21 protein-coding genes are annotated in these 17,489 nt (G+C 71.1%); 7 read left to right on the top strand and 14 right to left on the bottom strand.

All coding sequences use genetic code 11. The features are described from left to right. Position 1: 1 nt before the first annotated feature. Both OG965_RS40160 and OG965_RS40155 read right to left on the bottom strand, forming a co-directional pair. Entirely contained in the window at positions 2–181 is a 180-nt protein-coding gene (locus OG965_RS40160) for a CopG family transcriptional regulator (RefSeq protein WP_331723590.1), read from the bottom strand. Positions 182–297: 116 nt separating this feature from the next. Then, a complete protein-coding gene (locus OG965_RS40155) occupies positions 298–1,662 on the bottom strand; it encodes a glycosyl hydrolase (RefSeq protein WP_331723589.1) in 1,365 nt (454 codons plus the stop codon). A 184-nt stretch (positions 1,663–1,846) separates the two neighbouring features. Here OG965_RS40155 and OG965_RS40150 point away from each other — a divergent pair, with 184 nt between their 5' ends. Beyond that, positions 1,847–2,512, top strand: a complete 666-nt coding sequence (locus OG965_RS40150) for a hypothetical protein (protein ID WP_371657203.1) — start codon at positions 1,847–1,849, stop codon at positions 2,510–2,512. 14 nt (positions 2,513–2,526) lie between these two features. On the opposite strand, the gene OG965_RS40145 is transcribed toward OG965_RS40150, so the two are convergent. The 4 genes from OG965_RS40145 to OG965_RS40130 all read right to left on the bottom strand — a co-directional run bounded on the left by OG965_RS40145 (position 2,527) and on the right by OG965_RS40130 (position 7,665). Then, on the bottom strand, positions 2,527–3,174 hold the full coding sequence (locus tag OG965_RS40145; RefSeq protein ID WP_331723588.1) for a response regulator transcription factor: 648 nt from the start codon (positions 3,172–3,174) through the stop codon (positions 2,527–2,529). A 1-nt stretch (position 3,175) separates the two neighbouring features. Next, entirely contained in the window at positions 3,176–4,369 is a 1,194-nt protein-coding gene (locus OG965_RS40140; RefSeq protein ID WP_331723741.1) for a sensor histidine kinase, read from the bottom strand. Between the two features lie 8 nt (positions 4,370–4,377). Next, the gene (locus OG965_RS40135) at positions 4,378–6,663 is read right to left on the bottom strand and encodes an MMPL family transporter (RefSeq protein ID WP_331723587.1); all 2,286 of its coding nucleotides are present in this window, start codon (positions 6,661–6,663) and stop codon (positions 4,378–4,380) included. Positions 6,664–6,747: 84 nt separating this feature from the next. Then, positions 6,748–7,665 carry a LysR family transcriptional regulator gene (locus OG965_RS40130; RefSeq protein ID WP_331723586.1) on the bottom strand — a complete coding sequence of 306 codons (918 nt, stop codon included), beginning with the start codon at positions 7,663–7,665 and terminating at the stop codon, positions 6,748–6,750. A gap of 95 nt (positions 7,666–7,760) precedes the next feature. Between OG965_RS40130 and OG965_RS40125 the strand changes: the two genes are divergently transcribed. Continuing rightward, positions 7,761–8,072 carry a hypothetical protein gene (locus OG965_RS40125; protein WP_371657202.1) on the top strand — a complete coding sequence of 104 codons (312 nt, stop codon included), beginning with the start codon at positions 7,761–7,763 and terminating at the stop codon, positions 8,070–8,072. Positions 8,073–8,120: 48 nt separating this feature from the next. On the opposite strand, the gene OG965_RS40120 is transcribed toward OG965_RS40125, so the two are convergent. After that, complete coding sequence (locus OG965_RS40120) at positions 8,121–8,534, bottom strand: hypothetical protein (protein ID WP_371657201.1); 414 nt, start codon at positions 8,532–8,534, stop codon at positions 8,121–8,123. On the opposite strand from OG965_RS40120, the gene OG965_RS40115 reads away from it, so the two are divergent. After that, positions 8,514–8,777: a hypothetical protein gene (locus tag OG965_RS40115; protein ID WP_371657200.1), complete on the top strand. Its 264-nt coding sequence runs from the start codon at positions 8,514–8,516 to the stop codon at positions 8,775–8,777. The genes OG965_RS40120 and OG965_RS40115 overlap by 21 nt on opposite strands. Before the next feature lie 203 nt (positions 8,778–8,980). Here OG965_RS40115 and OG965_RS40110 read toward each other — a convergent pair whose 3' ends face one another. The 3 genes from OG965_RS40110 to OG965_RS40100 all read right to left on the bottom strand — a co-directional run bounded on the left by OG965_RS40110 (position 8,981) and on the right by OG965_RS40100 (position 11,422). Further along, positions 8,981–10,441, bottom strand: a complete 1,461-nt coding sequence (locus OG965_RS40110) for a chaplin family protein (RefSeq protein WP_331723583.1) — start codon at positions 10,439–10,441, stop codon at positions 8,981–8,983. 88 nt (positions 10,442–10,529) lie between these two features. Beyond that, positions 10,530–10,754, bottom strand: coding sequence for a chaplin (locus OG965_RS40105; RefSeq protein WP_371657227.1), 225 nt, complete (start codon positions 10,752–10,754; stop codon positions 10,530–10,532). A gap of 257 nt (positions 10,755–11,011) precedes the next feature. Next, a complete protein-coding gene (locus OG965_RS40100) occupies positions 11,012–11,422 on the bottom strand; it encodes a rodlin (protein WP_331723581.1) in 411 nt (136 codons plus the stop codon). Positions 11,423–11,625: 203 nt separating this feature from the next. Here OG965_RS40100 and OG965_RS40095 point away from each other — a divergent pair, with 203 nt between their 5' ends. Next, a complete protein-coding gene (locus tag OG965_RS40095; RefSeq protein WP_331723580.1) occupies positions 11,626–12,033 on the top strand; it encodes a hypothetical protein in 408 nt (135 codons plus the stop codon). 147 nt (positions 12,034–12,180) lie between these two features. Further along, positions 12,181–12,591: a rodlin gene (locus OG965_RS40090; protein ID WP_331723579.1), complete on the top strand. Its 411-nt coding sequence runs from the start codon at positions 12,181–12,183 to the stop codon at positions 12,589–12,591. A gap of 79 nt (positions 12,592–12,670) precedes the next feature. Here OG965_RS40090 and OG965_RS40085 read toward each other — a convergent pair whose 3' ends face one another. Continuing rightward, positions 12,671–12,874, bottom strand: a complete 204-nt coding sequence (locus tag OG965_RS40085) for a hypothetical protein (RefSeq protein ID WP_331723578.1) — start codon at positions 12,872–12,874, stop codon at positions 12,671–12,673. A 179-nt stretch (positions 12,875–13,053) separates the two neighbouring features. Here OG965_RS40085 and OG965_RS40080 point away from each other — a divergent pair, with 179 nt between their 5' ends. Both OG965_RS40080 and OG965_RS40075 read left to right on the top strand, forming a co-directional pair. Then, positions 13,054–13,461, top strand: a complete 408-nt coding sequence (locus OG965_RS40080; protein WP_331723577.1) for a rodlin — start codon at positions 13,054–13,056, stop codon at positions 13,459–13,461. A gap of 169 nt (positions 13,462–13,630) precedes the next feature. After that, entirely contained in the window at positions 13,631–14,110 is a 480-nt protein-coding gene (locus OG965_RS40075; RefSeq protein ID WP_331723576.1) for a carboxymuconolactone decarboxylase family protein, read from the top strand. Positions 14,111–14,152: 42 nt separating this feature from the next. Here the strand turns inward: OG965_RS40075 and OG965_RS40070 are convergent, their stop codons facing one another. From OG965_RS40070 to OG965_RS40060, 3 genes are read right to left on the bottom strand one after another with little or no spacing between them, the layout of a single operon-like run. Next, complete coding sequence (locus OG965_RS40070; RefSeq protein WP_101392907.1) at positions 14,153–14,554, bottom strand: DUF6009 family protein; 402 nt, start codon at positions 14,552–14,554, stop codon at positions 14,153–14,155. Beyond that, on the bottom strand, positions 14,551–16,095 hold the full coding sequence (locus tag OG965_RS40065; RefSeq protein WP_331723575.1) for a phage/plasmid primase, P4 family: 1,545 nt from the start codon (positions 16,093–16,095) through the stop codon (positions 14,551–14,553). Before OG965_RS40065 ends, OG965_RS40070 begins: the two co-directional genes overlap by 4 nt. After that, complete coding sequence (locus tag OG965_RS40060; protein ID WP_371657199.1) at positions 16,092–17,099, bottom strand: bifunctional DNA primase/polymerase; 1,008 nt, start codon at positions 17,097–17,099, stop codon at positions 16,092–16,094. The genes OG965_RS40065 and OG965_RS40060 overlap by 4 nt, the downstream gene beginning before the upstream one ends. Positions 17,100–17,489 lie beyond the last annotated feature (390 nt).

Below are 17,489 nucleotides of genomic sequence, written 5' to 3'. Positions count from 1 at the left end.
GTCAGTTCTTCCCCTCGTTCGGTTGCCGTCCGGTCCCATGGGCGTCGTCGAGGTAGGCACGCAGGGCGTCGGCGACCAGCGCCGACAAGGACGTGCCCGACTCGATGGCCCGGTACTTGACCTGCTTGATCAGCGAGATCGGCAGGTACACGTTGAATTGCTTGACTTCCTCATCACCCACGAGACCGATGCTAGCATCCTAGTGATCTAGCAAGCTAGACCCCAGAGCGTCAGGGCCGCGGATACGGCACGCCCCCGCCCGGCCCGAAGGCCGGACGGGGGCGTGGGTTCAGCAGCTCACCGACTCCTGGAGTACCAGTCGAAACGGAGGCAGAGCTTGCCGCCGAGCCAGTACTCGATCCAGGGACCCAGGTCCACCGGCTGGCAGTTGGCCGGGGGAACGGGCGGCGATACGGGCGGCTTCGCCGGAGGCGCGACCGGAGGCACGGCGGGGCTCGGCGCCGGCGGGTTCACCGGAGGTGTCAGGGGCGGGGTGAGAGGCGGCGTGACCGGCGGGGTCACCGGGGGCGTCACCGGGGGCGTCACGGGCGGGGTCACCGGCGGAGTGACCGGCGGAGTGACCGGCGGCGTCACCGGCGGCTTCGGTGTCGGTTCCGTGCGGCCGAACAGCACCGACCGGTACACCTGCGACGCCTTCGGATTGGCGCCGCACTGCCACACCCCGTGCGGGCAGTAGTCGGTGATGGTGTTGTAGAGCGGCTTGTGCGCGTCCATCCATTCCAGCATGCGCCGCATGTATTCCGGGTTGTCGCCGTTGCGGAAAAGCCCCCACTCCGGATAGGAGATCTCCTTTTTGTGCGCGGCGGCGAAGTCCACGTGCTGCTGCAGGCCGTACGGTTCCTTGATCTGTTCGTCGAAGTTCTGGCCCGGCGGCTGGTCGTAGGAGTCCATGCCGATCACGTCCACGACGTCGTCACCGGGATAGCATTCCGTCCACGGTACGGCGTCCCGCCCCCGGCTCGGCGCGAAATCGAAGCGGAATTTCTGGCCGGGCACCGAGCGCATCGCGGTGACGGCGCGCCGCCAGTACGTCTTCCAGGCCTCCGGGTCGGGCCCGCAGCGATGGGTGTACGTGGTGCCGTTCATCTCCCAGCCGAGCACGATGACCGTGTCCGGGATGTTCAGCGCGACCAGGCGTTCGGCGAGTTTCCTGAAATGCTCGTCGAAACGGCCTTCCTGGCCCTGCCTCAGCAGTCTGCGGACCGCGTTGTCCGAGACGCCTTCCTCGTTGTGGGCCTGCATCGGCACATTGAGCACGAACAGCCGGTCGGCGCGCCGGCGCCGCCAGTCGGCCCAGCTCTCCAGGAAGTGCGCACGGCCCTCGATGTCGCTCCAGGTCCCCCCGGGCAGATAGGTGTGACCCACCCTCAGATCGGCTCCGCCCAGCCACTTCTCCAGCTCCCCGATCCGCTGCACGCCCCGGTCGTCGGACTCCAGGAACGCGCCGAACCAGGTGGTGGAGGGATGCTTCGGGCCCGGTTCGGCGCCGCCCGCGGGACCTGGGTCGCGGCCCGGCGGGGAAATGGCGAGACACGAGGCGAGGGCACCGGCCGCCACGATCGCGCACGCCGCTTTGTAGGTTGCCGTGGCCGACCGGCTTTTCCGCCGGTGTTTTCCGTTGCGGTGCTTCCCCTGGCGCATGTCCACTCCTCCACGACGGATCCCCCCCATACCCGATATACCCGGTTGGAAAATATTCTTATTACGCTGATCGGGAAGATAATCAGTTGGATACGTTGATCCCTCTATTGGGGTACGTACACAGTGACCGCCACCGGCACCGGGGAAAGGACACCGTCAGGATGCCGCCGAGAATGCGCGCGCGATGTACGAGTACGACCTGATCGTCGTCGGCGCGGGCCCCTACGGCCGCTCGATCGCCGCCCACGCCACCGCCGCGGGCCTGAACCTGCGCCTCCTGGGCCGCCGCACGCAGCGGGCCGCACTCCCCGTGGACGAACGCACGGTGGACGAACGCACGGTGACGGCGGTCCGCCCGTACGGCCGCGACGGCTTCGAGGTGGTGACCGAGGACGGCGAGAGCATGCGCACCCGGACGGTGGCCCTGGCCCTGGGAGCGGCCCTGTTCACCGAACAACCCACCTTCGCCGAACACCCCACCCCGGCAGGCGAGTTCCCTCGTCGTCAGGCCCGCCGCAACCGGTTCTACGCCGCCCACCCGGCCCTGTTCCGCCGCCTCCCCACCTTCGTACGCATCCTGCTGACCGACCGGCCGACCGGCCACACGAGCGCGAGCACCGACCGCGTCACCGTGCTGTCGATGCCGGTACGCCGCCGCCTCAGCCGCACCCCCGACGCGCCCCCCTGGGTGGACACCCGCTTCGAATCCGCCCACCCGGGGCTGTTCTTCGCGGGCTTGCTCACGGCGGCGTTCTTCGGCCCGGCGATACGGTCCGCGCACGGGGCGGAGTTCACGGCCCGGCGGGTCCTCAAGGGAGTCCGCGGACGGCTGGGCACGCGGCTGCGCTAGCCGGTCAAAGCCGGTCAACGCCGGTCGAGCAGGCCCCGTTCCAGCGCCACGACCACCGCGTGCGTACGGTCGCTGACGTCGAGTTTGGCGAAGATCCGCAGCAGATGGGTCTTCACCGTGGCCTCCCCGATCACCAGCCGCCGCCCGATCTCCCCGTTGGACAGACCGTCGGCGACCGCGTTCAGCACCTGTGCCTCGCGCGCGGTCAGCGCCGCCTGGGCGGGCCGGCGCATCCGGGCGACCAGGCGCTCGGCGACCCGGGGGGCCAGTACGGTCTCGCCCCGGGCCGCCGAGCGGATGGCGTCGACGAGCTGGTCGCGCGTGGTGTCCTTGAGCAGATAGCCGACCGCCCCCGCCTCGACCGCCCGCTCGATCTCCGCGTCGCTGTCGTACGTGGTCAGGATCAGCACCCGGGCGCGTGAGCGGCGGGCGACGATCTCGGCGGTGGCGCCCGCCCCGTCGAGCACCGGCATCCGCAGGTCGATCAGCGCCACATCGGGATCGAGGCGCTCGACGAGCTCGACGGCGGCCCGGCCGTCGCCCGCCTCTCCCACGATCTCGATGCCGGGCTCCGTGGCCAGCAGGGCGATCACGCCCGCGCGCATCACGGTGTGGTCGTCCACCACGATGATCCGGAGCGTGCCCCGCGCCGTGTCCGTCATGTCACACCTGACCGTTCGTCGTGGAAGTGGGCGCCGTGGCGAGGACGCGGGTGCCGTCGCCGACCGAGCTGGTGACGGTGAGTTCGCCGCCGAGTTCCGCCAGGCGCCGGCTCATGCCGTGCAGGCCGAAGCCGCGCGAGTCCTCCACCACGAAGCCCCGGCCGTCGTCGGTGATCTCCAGTTCGACGCCGTGCGCCGGCTGCGCCAGGACGACGTGAACGGTGGAGGCGGCCGCGTGCTTGCGTACGTTGGCCAGGGACTCCTGGGTGCAGCGCAGCAGCGCGATCCGGGTCGGCTGGTCGCACGCGACGTCCGCGAGCTCCGCGGTGACGGCGAGCCCGGTGTCCTCGGCGAACCGGTCCAGGGTGCGGCGCAGGACGGCGGCGAGCGAGGCGGGCACGAGCCCGCCCTGCGGGGCGGAGCCGACCAGGACGCGGGCCTCGGCGAAGTTCTCGCGCGCCGTGTTCTCGATGGAGAGCAACTGCTGGGCGCTCCTGGCGGGATCGTGGCCGAGGCTCGTTCGGGCGGCCTCGGCCAGCACGATGATGGACGCGAAACCCTGGGCGAGGGTGTCGTGGATCTCCCGGGCGAGCCGCTCGCGCTCCTCGGTCGCCCCCTGGCTCCTGTGCGCCTCGGCGAGGCGCGTCCGGGCGCTCTCCAGCTCGGCGCCCAGCCTGCGGGCGCGCTCGTCGCTGTGCTCGACGACCCGGGCCAGGCCCAGCCCCAGCAGTACGCCCGCCGTCCAGCCGATCAGGGTGAAGACGATGTTGCCGGTGAGCAACTCGGCGTACCCGCCCCGGTGGAGGCCGATCCCGGCGACGGTGGCGGCGGCCGCGGCGCCGCTGAACGCGATGGCTTGGCGCGGGCTCCTGGCGTGGAGCCAGAAGTGCGGCAGCGACACGATGAACAGCGCCGCCCCGTCGCCCCGCAGCCAGGCCAGGGCGCCAAGCCCCAGGGCGAGCACCCCCAGGAACGTGCGGGGGCCCGGTCCGCGTCTGCCCGCCGGGCCCGCGACGGCCGCGTAGCTCAAGGCGATCGCGGCCAGCAGCCCCGCCGTCCAGTACTTCTCCGTACCGGAGTCGCCCACCACGGACAGGACCGGCGGACAGACGCCGAGCAGCACCCAGGCCACCGCGTACCCCCGGCGCAACGCCCGTATACGGAACCGGTCGTCGGGCTGCGGCCCCCGTCGCATCATGATCGTCAGCTTACGTTCTCGACGGCTCCGGCGACGGACGTACGTTCGACCATCTGCGGCGGTGTCCGGCGGGAGGGCCGCAGCGGCCACCACGCCCGCTCCCCCAGGAGCAGCAGGAGCGAGGGCAGGACCATCAGCCGGATCACCACGGCGTCCAGCAGCACCGCCACCGCCAGGCAGAAGCCCATCTGCTTCATCTCGGTGAGGTGCAGGGCGACGAACGCGCCGAACACCGTCACCATCACGATCGCCGCGCTGGTCACCACCTTGGCCGACCGTCCGATGCCCTCAAGGACGGCCTCCCGTGCGCTCATCCCGTTGCGCCGCGCCTCCTGGATCCGGCTGACCACGAACACCTGATAGTCCATCGACAGCCCGAAGAGGATCACGAAGAGGAACAGCGGCACCCGGGAGGCGATCGCGCCCAGCGAGTCGAAGGCCAGCAGATCCTGCGCCCACGTCCCCTGGAACACCACGACCAGCAGACCGAGCGAGGCCCCGGCGGACAGCAGGTTGAGTACGACACCGATGGCGGCGATGACCACCGAGCGGAACGCCCACAGCGTCATCAGGAAGGTCAGCAGGAGCAGGAAGCCGATGACCAGCGGCAGTTGGCCCTTCTCGTGCTTCACGTAGTCGCGGCCGCGGGCCACGTCACCGCTGACGGCGCTCTCCACGCCGGAGAGCCTGCCGACGGTGTCCGGCAGATAGGTGCCGCGGAGGTGTTCTAGCGAGGCGATGGCCTCGGCGGACGGCGCGGGGTGCGCGACGGCGAGTTCCAGGACGCTGATGCGGCCGTCGGCTGAGGTGAGCACGGTGGGCCCGGCGTTCGGGGCGGCGTCCGGGGCGGCGCCCGATCCGGAGACCGGGCCGGCGTTCGAGGCCGTCGGCTTCGCGACGGACCTGGGGGCGAACAGGGGGTCGGCCTGGGCCCGGCGGCCGAGGTCGGCCAGGGCGCGCCGCACCTCGACAGTCCGGTCGGGGGTCGAGCGGACGACGACCTCGTGCTCGACGAGGAGCTCCGGGAAGACGGCGTTGAGCCGGTCGTAGACCTGCATGGCCGGGATGGAACGGGAGAACGTGTCCTTGCCCGGGTCGACGAGCTTGAGGCCGAGCGCGGGTGCGGCGAGGCCGAGCATGACGAGCACGGACACGCACAGCGTGAGGCCGGGACGCCGCTGGGCGGGCCGCAGCAGGGCCCCGTACACCCGCCCGTTGCCTTCCCCGTCGCGGATCGGCCGAGTCTCCTTGCCACGGCGTGCCCGCTTCTCGGCACGGCGCTCGGCGCGCCGGCCGCTCGCCGCCAGCAGGGCCGGGAGCACGGTCAGAGAGCTGACCATGGCGACGGCCACGACCAGGATCGTGCCGGTGGCGAGCGAGGAGAAGATGACGTCCGTGGCCAGATAGAGGGTGGCGGTGGAGACGATCACGGCGAGGCCGGAGACGACGATGGCACGTCCGGCGGTGGCCGCGGCCAGCTCCACCAGCGCCTCCGAGGTGAGCCTGCCGCCGGCCCGGACCCGTTCCTCGCGTTCGCGCTTGAGGTAGAAGAGCGTGTAGTCGACGCCGACGGCCAGACCGATGAGCAGGATCATGTTCGTTCCGACCCCGGGGTCGGGCAGAACGTGCGAGGCGACCATCGAAAGGCCCAGCGCGGCGGCGATCGAGGAGAGCGCGAGCAGCAGCGGTACCGCTGCCATGGCCACGGACCCGAAGACGACCAGCAGGGTGACGAGGGTGACCGGCAGCGTGATGCGCTCGGAGAGCGCGAGGTCCTTGCCGCGCTGGTCGTTGACGCCCTTGCTGATGGAGGGCGAGCCGGTCTCCTCCACGACGAGCCCCGGGTGCGCCGCGCGCACCTTCGCGGTCTGCGCGAGCAGCGGCCCGACGTTCTTCCTCCCGTCCAGCTCGGGTCCCTTCAGGACCACCGCGACGCGAAGAGCGCTGCCGTCCGCGGACCGCACGGGCTCCCCCACCCGCTCCACCTCGTCCAGCGCCCGCATCCGCGCGCCGATCTCCCTGGCGGCGGTCCGGGCCTCGGCCACGTCCAGCCGCCCGGACCGGGCGTACAGGAGGACATGCTCGGTGGGTCTGCGCTGCAGCCCGCCATCGGCGGCGATCGCCTCGGCCCGCCCCGCCTCCCCGACCCTGAAGTCCTCGGTGGTGGCCTGGTCGGTGCCGACGGCGATGCCGGCGCCGAGACACAGAACGACGAACACGAACCATCCGGCCACCGCACGCCACGCGTGCCGCGCACTCCAACGGGCTATCCGCACAGGAAGTCGACTCATGCCCACGATCCTGTCCGCCGGCCCCAACCCCCCGACACGCCCGGCCGGTTGAACTTGGGGTCCACCGGGTGGTGGACCCCAGGTTCAACGGCCGGGTCCGAGCAGGCCGGCGAGGTGGTCCGGGAGCAGGCGGGCGCTGTCGCGGGCCACCGTGAGGAACTCGCTGACCAGCGGGTGCGGGGCAGGGCGGGTGAAGGCCGCCAGCGGGCGGCGTTGGCGCGGTGTGAGGCGCAGGACCGTGCCGGGGAAGTCGGGGGTGAGGATGTTCGCGGGCACCACGGCGACCCCGAGGCCCGCGGCCACCAGCCGGGGCACGGCGGCGGTCTGACGGGAGCGGATCGCGGCGCTGGGGGTGAAACCGGCCTGGGCGCAGAGCTGTTCGACGGTCGCGGCCAGGCCGTGCGCGCTGTCGTACTGGACCCAGCGCCGCCCGGCCAGCTCGCTCAGGCGCACCGTACGGCGGCCGCGCAGCGGGTCGCCGGGCGGCACGATCACGACGATCTCCTCCGCCCCCAGCCGGTGGTGCGGCCCGGTCCAGCCCTCCGGCAGGGGGCCGATCGCGACGTCGGCGGTGGCATCGGCCATGGCGGCGGCGAACTCGTCGAGGTCCGCGTACTCGTGCAGGACCACGTCGACGCGCGGGTGGTGCCCGTGCCAGGCGGCCAGTACGGAGGGAAGCACGCCGAGCGTCACGGACAGCACGGAGGCGAGGTGCAGTTCGCCATGGGTCATCCCGGCGACGGCCCGGGCCGCGCCGGTGGCGCGCCGAGCACCGGCCAGCGCATGGCGGGCGCCGGGGAGGAAGGCACGTCCGGCCGGGGTGAGATGGACGCCGCGCGGGGTGCGCTCCAGGAGCAGGGTGCCCACACCGCGCTCCAACGACTTGAGCTGCTGGGAAAGGGTGGGCTGGCTGACGCGCAGATGGGCGGCGGCCTCGGTGACGGAGCCGTGGTCGACGACGGCGAGGAGGTATTCGAGCTGTCTGAGGGTTGCGGCCGACATAGGTGAACTCTATGGGGTTGTGTGAAATTTCGTCTTTGAACTATGGCGTCGGTATTCCTACGGTGGAGGTCGACCGGGACGAAAGGACCAGCCCCATGACCACTTCTTCCGCCTCCACCGCACCCCTCGACCGGCACGGCCCGGCGCAGCCGCAGCCCGCCAAGCGGCCCCTGAACGGCCTGGCCGTCCTCGCCCTCACCTACGGAGTCGTCGCCCTCGCGGCCGGCCTCCTCCCGGCCGTCCGCGAGATCACCGGCAGCCTCGCCGTCCCCGCGATCGCCCTCGCGGCCACCGGCCTGGCCAACGCCCGCCGCCTCGACGGCGCCGGGACGAAGCAGGCCGCCATCGGCCTGGCCACCGGCATCGCCGCGCTGGCCCTCAGCCTGGCCGCGCACCTGACCGCGTAACACGAAAGCCCCCACCCCAGACCCGCCCCGACGGCCGATCGCCGGAACTCACCCCCTCCCCCGCAGCACCCTTTTCGTGAAGTCGTCCAACGGATAGAACAGCTCGATCGCCAACTCCGAGAGCGTGACGTCGGCCGGGGTGCCGAACGTCGTCATCGTGCTGAACATCGACAGTTCGCCCAGCGGAGTACGGATGCGCAGGGGGACCTGGACGGGGCTCGCGGGCGACGGCGGCGCGGGCGGCTCGGCCTCCTGCGCGGGGACCGGGTACGCGCTCACCTCGTCGTACAGCGCGCGCAGCTCCGCGCCGCCGGTCGTGGCGGCCTCGTGGCGCAGACGGTCGAGGGTCAGGGCGCGGACCTCGGCGAGGTTGGCGAGGCGCGGGGCCAGGCCCTCGGGGTGCAGGGTCAGCCGGAACACGTTCGGGCGAGGGGCCAGCAGGTGCTCGGGTATGCCGTCCATCAGGACGGACATGGCGCTGTCGCCGGTGACCACGTTGCGCGCCTGGCCGCGGCCGTCGTCGTCGGCAACACGCTCTCGTGCGCGGCGCTCGTCGTCCTCGCGTTCACGGACGTCATCCCGCTCACCGCGGCCGGCACCGCGTTCCTGCTCATCGGCGCGCTGGTCGTCGCGGTCTTCGCCGAGGCCGAGTTCGTCGGCTGCCGCAGGAGTTACGGGCACGGGCACGGGGCCCCGTCCGTGTGAAGTCCTCGCCGATCGGGTGAACGCGGGCGGGTCCGGCGCGGCCGGTGTGGTGCACTCGAAGGTGCGTGAACGGCGCCCGTCCGCCAGCCGTCGGCTTCCTTGCCGTGGGCGAGCGCCCCTGATGTGACGGTACGTCACCGTCCCTTGGCCGGGAGAGCGCCCTCCGGCTCTCCCGGCCTCCTCCTGCCCGCTCGTACAGACGGTCAGCGGCGGACGGACGCCGCTGCCGTACCCCTGCGGTAGAGAACCCCGCCGCCGACCAGCAGCGCCGCGGCGGCCACTCCGGCCATGCCCAGCAGGTCCGCGTCACCACCGGTCGCGGCGAGCTGCGGACGGTCCGGCGCCACGGGGGCGGCGTGCCGGGGCGTGTACGTCCGTACGTGCTGGGGCGGGATCACCCGGGTCACCGGCGGCGTCACCTTCGACGGCGTCACGGGCTGCGCGGGCGTCTCGGGCCTGGCGGCCGGAGGCGTCTGCTGCGGCACGTGCACCACCGGCGGCTGCTCGGCCTTCGGCGGAACCGTCACCTTCGGCGGCGTGGCCGCGGGCGGGGCGACCACCGGCGGTTGCGCGGCCGGAGGCTGGACCACGGGCGGCTGCGGCGCCGGAGGCTGGGGAGCCGGAGGCCGCGGCGCAGGCGGGCGGTGGTGGACAGGCGGCGTCACGTGCTGGTGGTGCACCGGCGGCTTCGCGGCCGGGACGTGGTGCACCGGCGGCTTGGGCGCGGGGGCGTGCGTCACCGGGGGGTGCGCGACCGGCGGGTGCGTCACCGGATGGTGGGGCTTCGGGTGGTGCGGCTTCGGGTGGTGCGGCTTCGGCGCGTGGACCACCGGCGCGTGCGTTACGGGCGGCTTCGCCTCGGGCGCAGGCGTCACCGGGCGCGGCGCGGGAGCCGGATGCACGGGAGTGTGCGCGCGGGGCGTGGCGTGCGGCGGCCGGGCGTGGCGCGGGCCGCCCTCCTTGCTCGCGCACTCGGTGCCGAACGCGGGGTTCAACAGCGCGATGACGTCGACCGTGTTGCCGCACAGGTTCACCGGCGCCTTGACCGGGGCGCTGACCGCGTTGCCGGACAGGACACCCGGGGAGTCGTGCGCCACGGCGTGCGTACCGGAGGGGCTGCCGTGGCGGTGCTCCTCGTGACGGTAGTCGTCCCGGCGGTAGTCGTCGCCGCCGTACTCGTCGCCGTAGCCGTACTCACGTCCGTACGAGCCCTCGCGGTCGTCGCCATAGCCGCGCTCATCGCCGTAACCACCGTGCTCGTGGCGCCGCTCGTGGCCATAGCCCCCGCCGTGACCACCGCCGTGACCGCCACGGTACGAGTCGTCGTCATACGAGTTGTCGTCGTACGAGTCACGCCCCTCGTACCGCTCATACCGCTCGTGCGCACGCTCGTCGTCCCGCTCACCGTGCGAACACGCGTTGCCGAACGACGGGTTGAGCGCGGCCACCGGGTCGACCGTATTGCCACAGGCGTTCACCGGGACGTCCAGCGGTGCCTGAATGGAGTTGCCGGACAGGACACCCGGGGAATCCCCGGTTTCGGAATTCGCATCCGCCGCGTGAGCGCAGGCGCCGCTCATGGAGAGAACACTGGTCGCCGCCATGGCGGTGAACAGCGTCTTTTTGATGACCTGTCGCAATGCGGTGCCTTCCTGGGGGCTCACGGTCTGCTCGCGCTCTCGGTTCGGGAGCCGGCTTCGGGATATGCCGCCGCACGTCCCGAAGCCGGCGGGAGAAATCCCTTGTGCGGTGTCAGTTGTTCTCGCACTTGTTGCCGAACGCGGGGTTCAGCAGCGCGATGATGTTGATCGAGTTGCCGCAGACGTTCACGGGAATGTGGACCGGGACCTGGATGACGTTGCCCGACAGGACACCCGGGGAGCCGTGCGCCTCGCCGTGGGCACCGGCGTCGGCGAGGGCCGGGGTGGCCGCACCCGCCGCCATGACGAGGCCGGCCAGGACGGAGGCGGTCTTCATGTACTTCACTTGTTTCTCTTTCCTTGGAGAAAGGCCGCGCAACGAATTGTTGCGCGCGGCGCACAGGAGAGGCACCGTTGACGAATTGGTAACGATTGCGTGCGGTAAAGGAAACCGGCCGAGGGGCGTACGCCGTATATTCACTCTCTTGGCAGCCGCCCCACCGGAACCGGCCTCGCACAAATAAATGAGGCTGCCGGCACCTCGAAAAAGGGAGATGCCGACAGCCGTCACTCAGACGAACTCGCGGGCCCGCTTCAGCTGCCGTTGGCGCCGTTTCCGGACAGAACCGGGATGTTGCTGAGGATGTGCGAGAGCGGCTCGTCCTTCTTGGCCTGGGTCGAGTTCTCGGTGCACTGCTGGTTCTGCTGCGCCGACAGGATCGGGATGTCCTGCACGCCGACGTTGATCAGCGCGAGGATCGACTGCGCCTGGAGCTTCTGCGCGAGACCGATGCAGGGCTTGTTCAGCGATCCCTGGACCAGGCTGAGCTGAGGGCTCATGTCACCCTCAGTCTTCTGGTTGCCGTAGGCCTGCTTCGCGTCGTTCCCGCTGTACGCCGTGGCGCCGTTCTCGTTCCCGATGGCCATGGCCTGAGGAGCGGTGACGGCCGCAGCGCCGAGGATGGACGCGGTGACCGCCGTGGCCGCCATAACCTTCTTGATCACAGGGTGTTCCTTTTCTCGGAGAGAGGAGTTCACGCGTTTACTGCACTCCGATCAACTGCCTTGGTGAGGTTTAGTGACGCCCATTCACCCGATCGGTGGGGAACGGAATTCAGGCTGCCACGCGGCGCGCCACGGAGGCGGACGTATGCAGGCCGTTTATCATTCCGTTTCGTTTCTCACCAATCTCACCAACAGGAGGTCCTTTGAAGCGCGCGAGCGCGGCTGACGCGAGTGCCGGCAGACGGCGGCGCCGCGGTTTCTGGAGCGACCGGGAGCTGAGGCTGGTCGAGCGACTGGCGGCCCTCCACCACCAGTTGGACGCCCTGCACCAGGAACGCGCCGCCCTGATCTCGTACGTGGCGCGGCTGCACGGCGGCGATGTCACCGCGGAGCGTACGGGCTGGTCACTGGTGCACGTGCACACGGCGGCGGGCCGGCTGTCGTGGCGGGTGGCACCCGACGACTGGCATCTGTTCGCCGGGCTCGGCGAGGGCCCGGCGGCCCCCGCGGACTGCGCACCGCCCCACCTGCGCACCGCGGAGACGAACACCCGACTGTCCTTCCTCCATCTGCACCGCCGCCCCAACATGTCCACGGCGAAACGCGGTTGAGTTTCCCCTTCCCGACAGCCCGCCCCCTATCGGCCGTACGGGTGACGAAGGGAAACCAAAACGCGACAAGTCAGTTGACCAGACAGCTCCTACAGCTCCGGACGGGGCATCCATTCCGGACGGGGCATCCATGAGGAAGGGACCAGCGTGCTCAAGAAGGCTATGGCGGCAGTTGCCGTTTCCGCGTCCGTCGTCGGAGTTTCCGCGGCTGCGGCGCCCCAGGCCCTGGCCATCGGGAACGAGAACGGCACCACCACGTTCAGCGGCAACAACGCGATGCAGTCCTACGGGAACTCCGCCACGTACGGCAACATGAGCCCCCAGATCGCGCTCATCCAGGGCTCCTTCAACAAGCCCTGCATCGCCCTGCCGGCGAAGGCCAACCTCCAGTCCCTGATCGGCCTTCTGAACGTCGGCGTGCAGGACATTCCGATCCTCTCCTCGCAGCAGACGCAGCAGTGCACCGAGAACTCGACCCAGGCCAAGGGCGACGAGCCGCTCTCGCACATCCTCAGCAACATCCCGATCCTGTCCGGCAACGGCGCCAACGGCAGCTGACCGAGCACGGAAAAGGGGCTGTACCACCGGTGACGGTGGTACAGCCCCTTTCGCGTACCCCCCTTACGTACGGTCGGGGTCAGACGGGCCAGCAGGGGCGGGTCATCAGAGCCTTCCACTCGCGGTCGGGGACGCCGGGCAGGGTGCGGCCCTGAGCGGCCCAGGCGGCGGCCAGCTCCCGGTAGATGGGCGGCTCGGCGACGGGCGCGGGCGGCGGGGCGCTCTCCCTGCGGCTGGCGGGGATGAACGCCTGTCGGTGCCAGGTGCGTTCGGGCTCCGGCATGTCTCTCACCTCGGATTCGCGGGAGCGGTCCCTGACACCCATACCGTGCGGCGCGCCCGTTCACGGCCCCGATGGGCCATTCGGGCCATCAATCGTCACGGACAGCAACCGCTACCGGTCTTCATCCGTTGATGGTCACAGAGCTCCACCCGTGGAGTCGGACTCAATAAGGAGCCAACATGCAGAAGTTGTGGTCGGCCGCGACCGTCGCCGCAGCCGTCTCCGGTGTCACGATGATGGTGGCGCCGCAGGCCCTGGCCATCGGCAACGAGAACGGCTCCACGTCGTTCAGCGGCAACGACGCCGTGCAGGAGTACGGCAACCAGAAGACCAAGGGCGACATGAGCGGGCAGCTCAGCCTGGTCCAGGGCACGCTGAACAAGCCCTGCATCGGTGCGCTCCAGAAGGTCCAGGCGCAGTCCCTCATCGCCCTGCTCAACGTCGGCGTGCAGGACATCCCGATCCTGTCGGCGCAGCAGAACCAGCAGTGCACCGAGGGCTCGACCCAGGCCAAGAAGGACGAGCCGCTCTCGCACGTCCTGAACAACATCCCGGTCCTGTCCGGCAACGGCGCCACCGAGAGCTGAGCCGCTCCCCCGGCCCCCGGGCGCATCGGGCTGTCGGCACTCCCCCCACGGGGCGGTGCCGACAGCCCGGTTTTTTTGCGTTCTGCCGCACGGTTTCCCCGCGCCGGGATCGTCCCGTTTGCCGTACTGGCTCGTTGGTCTTCGTGAGATGAGCACAAGGAGGCACTCCATGACCGCGACCGCCCCGACGACGCCCCCGTCCCGGATGCGCAACCCCGCCGTGGTGCTGCCCGAGGCGATGCGGGCGCTGCTCGCCACCTTCGAGGCCGCCAAGAGCGGCGGAGTGCCGCCGGCGACGCTGGAGCTGGTGCATCTGCGGGCGAGCCAGATCAACGGGTGCTCGTACTGCGTCCACGGCGGCGTGCTCAGTGCCAAGAAGGCCGGGGAGAGCGACGAGCGGCTGCACGCGGTGGCGGCCTGGCGCGAGGCGCTGTGCTTCACCGGTGCCGAACGGGCGGCCCTGGCGCTGGCCGAGGCGGCGACCCGGCTGAACGACCGCGCCGACCCGGTGCCGGACGCCGTCTGGGACGAGGCCGCGCGCCACTACGACGAGCGTCAGCTCGCCTCCCTGACCCTGATGATCGCCCTGACGAACCTCTTCAACCGGCTCAACGCGACGACGCGGCAGCCGGCCGGGGCGAGCTGGTGAGCGTCGTGCCCGCGTAACGCCGGTACCTGTGGGAGCGCCGTCTCAGAGCGGCAGCGTTATCCCGAGTTCGCGCATCGCCGAGGACGGCGGCCCGCCCTCCGAGCGCTCCGTCTTGCGGCCCTTGCTGCCCGGGGCGAGCGTGCGCGGGTCGATGGCCTCGGCGGGGGCGCCCGTCGCGTACAGACCGTCGGGCTCGCTGTCGCGGTCGTGCGGCAGCACCCAGAAGACGCGGCGGCGCCAGGTGCCCGAGGACGGCGACGCCTTGGCCTTGGGGCCCAGCAGCGCATAGCCGACCATGCGCCCGTCGCGGTGGTAGGCGGGCTTGCTGCGGCGCGTCGGCAGCCGGTCCAGGCTCTGGCGTACGTAGTCGAGACCGGAGATGTCCTCCAGCCAGACCAGCTCGGTCTCGTGGCTGATCTCGTCGTCGGTGATCAGGGAGCTCATGCCCTCTCCTCGTCGGCGAGCAGTCCGATGCCCGGGTAGTACTTCCGCGAATTGGACAAGATCATCTCCTTGGGCGAGGCCAGCCCGACCAGTTCGCGTGCGCGCGCGGCGAACGCGCGGGAGGTGATGACGGGTGCCCCCTCATTCTGACACCAGGCCCGGTACGCGGCGTAGAGGCGGGTCTGCTCCGCCCGGTGATCGGGGTGCAGGGCACAGGTCTCCTCGAAGAAGCGCCCGGTGTGGTCCTCGGTCTCCGCGTACACGGTCGTGGCGATCCGTACCCGCTCGGGACCGGTGAGATCCTTGTCGCCGCCCAGATAGCGGCGGGCGCCCTCGATCAGCCAGTTCAGGATGCCCGGGCCCTCCTCGGTGACCAGGACGTCCGCCAGGTTGTCGATCTTGCGTTCGTCGGAGACGACGCGTTCGAAGGGAATCAGCCGCATACGGCGCCAGAACGCGAAGCCGCCGGTGCCGACCTCGGGGCGGTGGTTGCCCAGCAGCCAGAGCTTGTGGGTGGGCTGGAAGCTGAAGAAGTCCTGGCGCATCCGGCGGGCCTTGATGCGGTCGCCGCCGGTGAGCAGCTTGACGCGGGCCTCGTCGAACTTGTCGCCGGGCTTGACCTCGGAGCAGACGATGACGCGCCGCCCGTGCAGCTCGGCGAGGTCGGTGGGGTGGCCCTCGAAGGGCCGGGCCATCAGGAACCCGGGGGGACCCGCGTCCGCGTAGTCGCCGAGCAGCTTCATCACCACATCCAGCAAGACCGATTTGCCGTTCTTGCCCGATCCGAACAGGAACGGCATGATCTGCCCGCCGACGTCCCCGGTGATCGAGTAGCCGAGCAGCAGATGCAGGAAGCCGATCATCTCGGCGGACTCCGGGTCCTCGCCGAACGTGTCCGTCAGGAACCGGTTCCAGCGGGGCGTGGGCATCTGCCGGGGCCCGGTCGAGGTCGAGCGGGAGTGGAAGTCCTTGTTCGGGTCCGGGGTGCGCAGCAGCCCGGTGCGCAGGTCGACGATCCCGGCGGGCGTGCACAGCGCGTACGGGTCGGCGTCAAGCAGCGCCGCGTTCAGCACCATGCCCGGCGCCGAACGGGCCTGCGCGAGCATCGCGTTCATCCCGGACGTCGACAGGGCCCGGCGGCGGTGCTGCTGGAGCGCCTGGATCGTGTACAGGCCGCGCGGGTCGCTGTCGGCGATGTTCTCGGCCAGGTCGCCGGCCGCCCACATCACTGTGTCGTCCTCGTCGAGCTGCCAGCGCGTGGTGTCCCAGCGGTACCAGCCCAGGCCCGGCACATGCCGGTAGTCGTCCGCGAACAGCCGCACGAACAGCTTGGCGTTGCCCCGGTCGGTGAGCGTGTCGGGCAGCAGCCCGGCGTGGGTGGCCTGGGTGGCCTCCGTACGGCCCTCAGCGCCGCTCTGAGCGGGCAGCGTGCGTCCGCCGGGCGCGGGGGCCTGGGAGTGCGCCAGGATCTGCGAGGCGACCGTCTGCGGGTCGAAGTCGAACAGCACGTCGTCGTTGCGGCCTTGGCCGGAGGCGGTCACGGGCGGCTCCGGAGCTGGAGGGGGTGGCGCGAGCCGGCGGCCATGCCGCTGCGGACGATCGGGGCGGCCCTGCGGTCCTGCCCGGGCCGGGCGAACTCGGCCGCCTCCAGCAGCACCCGCTCGGCGTCGGCCTCGCCCAGGTACCCGGCGGCCACCAGCCCGCCCACGGTGTACGCGGCCCGGTTCAGCTTGTCCGTGAAGCCCGCGCCCTGGGGCACCGAGGCGCAGTCGGCGACCTCGGCCAGGGCGGAGGCCAGCACCCTGGCGGCCCGGTCGCGGCCGCCGCCCGCCGCGATGACGGCCCGTCGGGCGGGGGAAGGACCCGGCTGGGGCTTGGCGGCCGGAACGCGCTGGGAGCGCAGATGCCCGGTACGGGAAAGCTCCTCGGCGAGCCAGGCGGGCAGCAGGGCGGGCTCCTTGGCCCCTTCCAGGGGCGTGTAGGCCCCGGCGGGGGTCACGGTGCCCGGGGCCACGATGTAGCCGCCGTGCGCCCGTACGTCGACCTGCCAGGCCAGCGAGGCCCCGCCGCCCTGGCCGACCGAGGAGTGCCAGCGGCGGGCGTCCCCGGGGGCCCGGTACCAGACGTGCAGCCCGCCCGACGGCGTACGCACGCGCAGGGTCGAGGCGTCGTCGGCGGGGCTCTGGGCGCCGCGCAGGGCCGCGAGGACGCCCAGGGAGTGGAAGCCGTTGGTCAGGCCGGTGAGATCGACCTGGTCCGGGATGGGGATGCCCGGCAGGATCCGGTCGCGGCCCGGCAGCGGCTGGGGGTGGTCGTCGATGTCGATGACGACGAGGCGGGCGGCGCCGCAGGCCACGCCTACGCCGAGGTCGGGGTTGCGTCCCCACCAGCGCTCGATGAGGGCGGGGTCGACGGTGGCCGCGTGGAAGCCGTGGCACCAGCGGCCCTTGGGCAGGCACTGGCACCTGCTGCGGGTGTGCCCGGGCCGACTGCAGTGCTTGCAGTTGGCGGCCGGTGTCTTGCGGCCAGGTGCCAGCGGGTGCACGGGCCAGTCCTTGGAGGCACACCAGCGGGCGATGGACAGCGACCGAGCGACCGAAAGCGCAGCGACTGAATGAGCGGGAGCCGACTGCTCTGAGTCGCTGCGAGAAAACCGCAGCTCAGCAGTCATGTGGTTCCCCTACTCAGCGACTGAAGCGACTCAACGACGGACATAGGTTAGCGAAGCTTGTGGCCGGTGTGGCGCAGGGCCACGTAAAACCCGTCTCCCGTGTCGATGATGGGACAGTCAGCGACCGAACCCGGCGGGAGCGACTGAAGGCCAGCGACTGGGATTCTTTCAGTCGCTGCGCTCAGTGCTGCCAAAAACAGCAGGTCAGACGGTTGTGAGAGATCATTCAGCGACTCAAAGCGACTCTAGCCCCCTTCTTATCCA

Source organism: Streptomyces sp. NBC_00224 (assembly GCF_041435195.1).
Lineage (GTDB): Bacteria > Actinomycetota > Actinomycetes > Streptomycetales > Streptomycetaceae > Streptomyces.
This window is presented reverse-complemented; position numbering and strand designations above follow the sequence as displayed.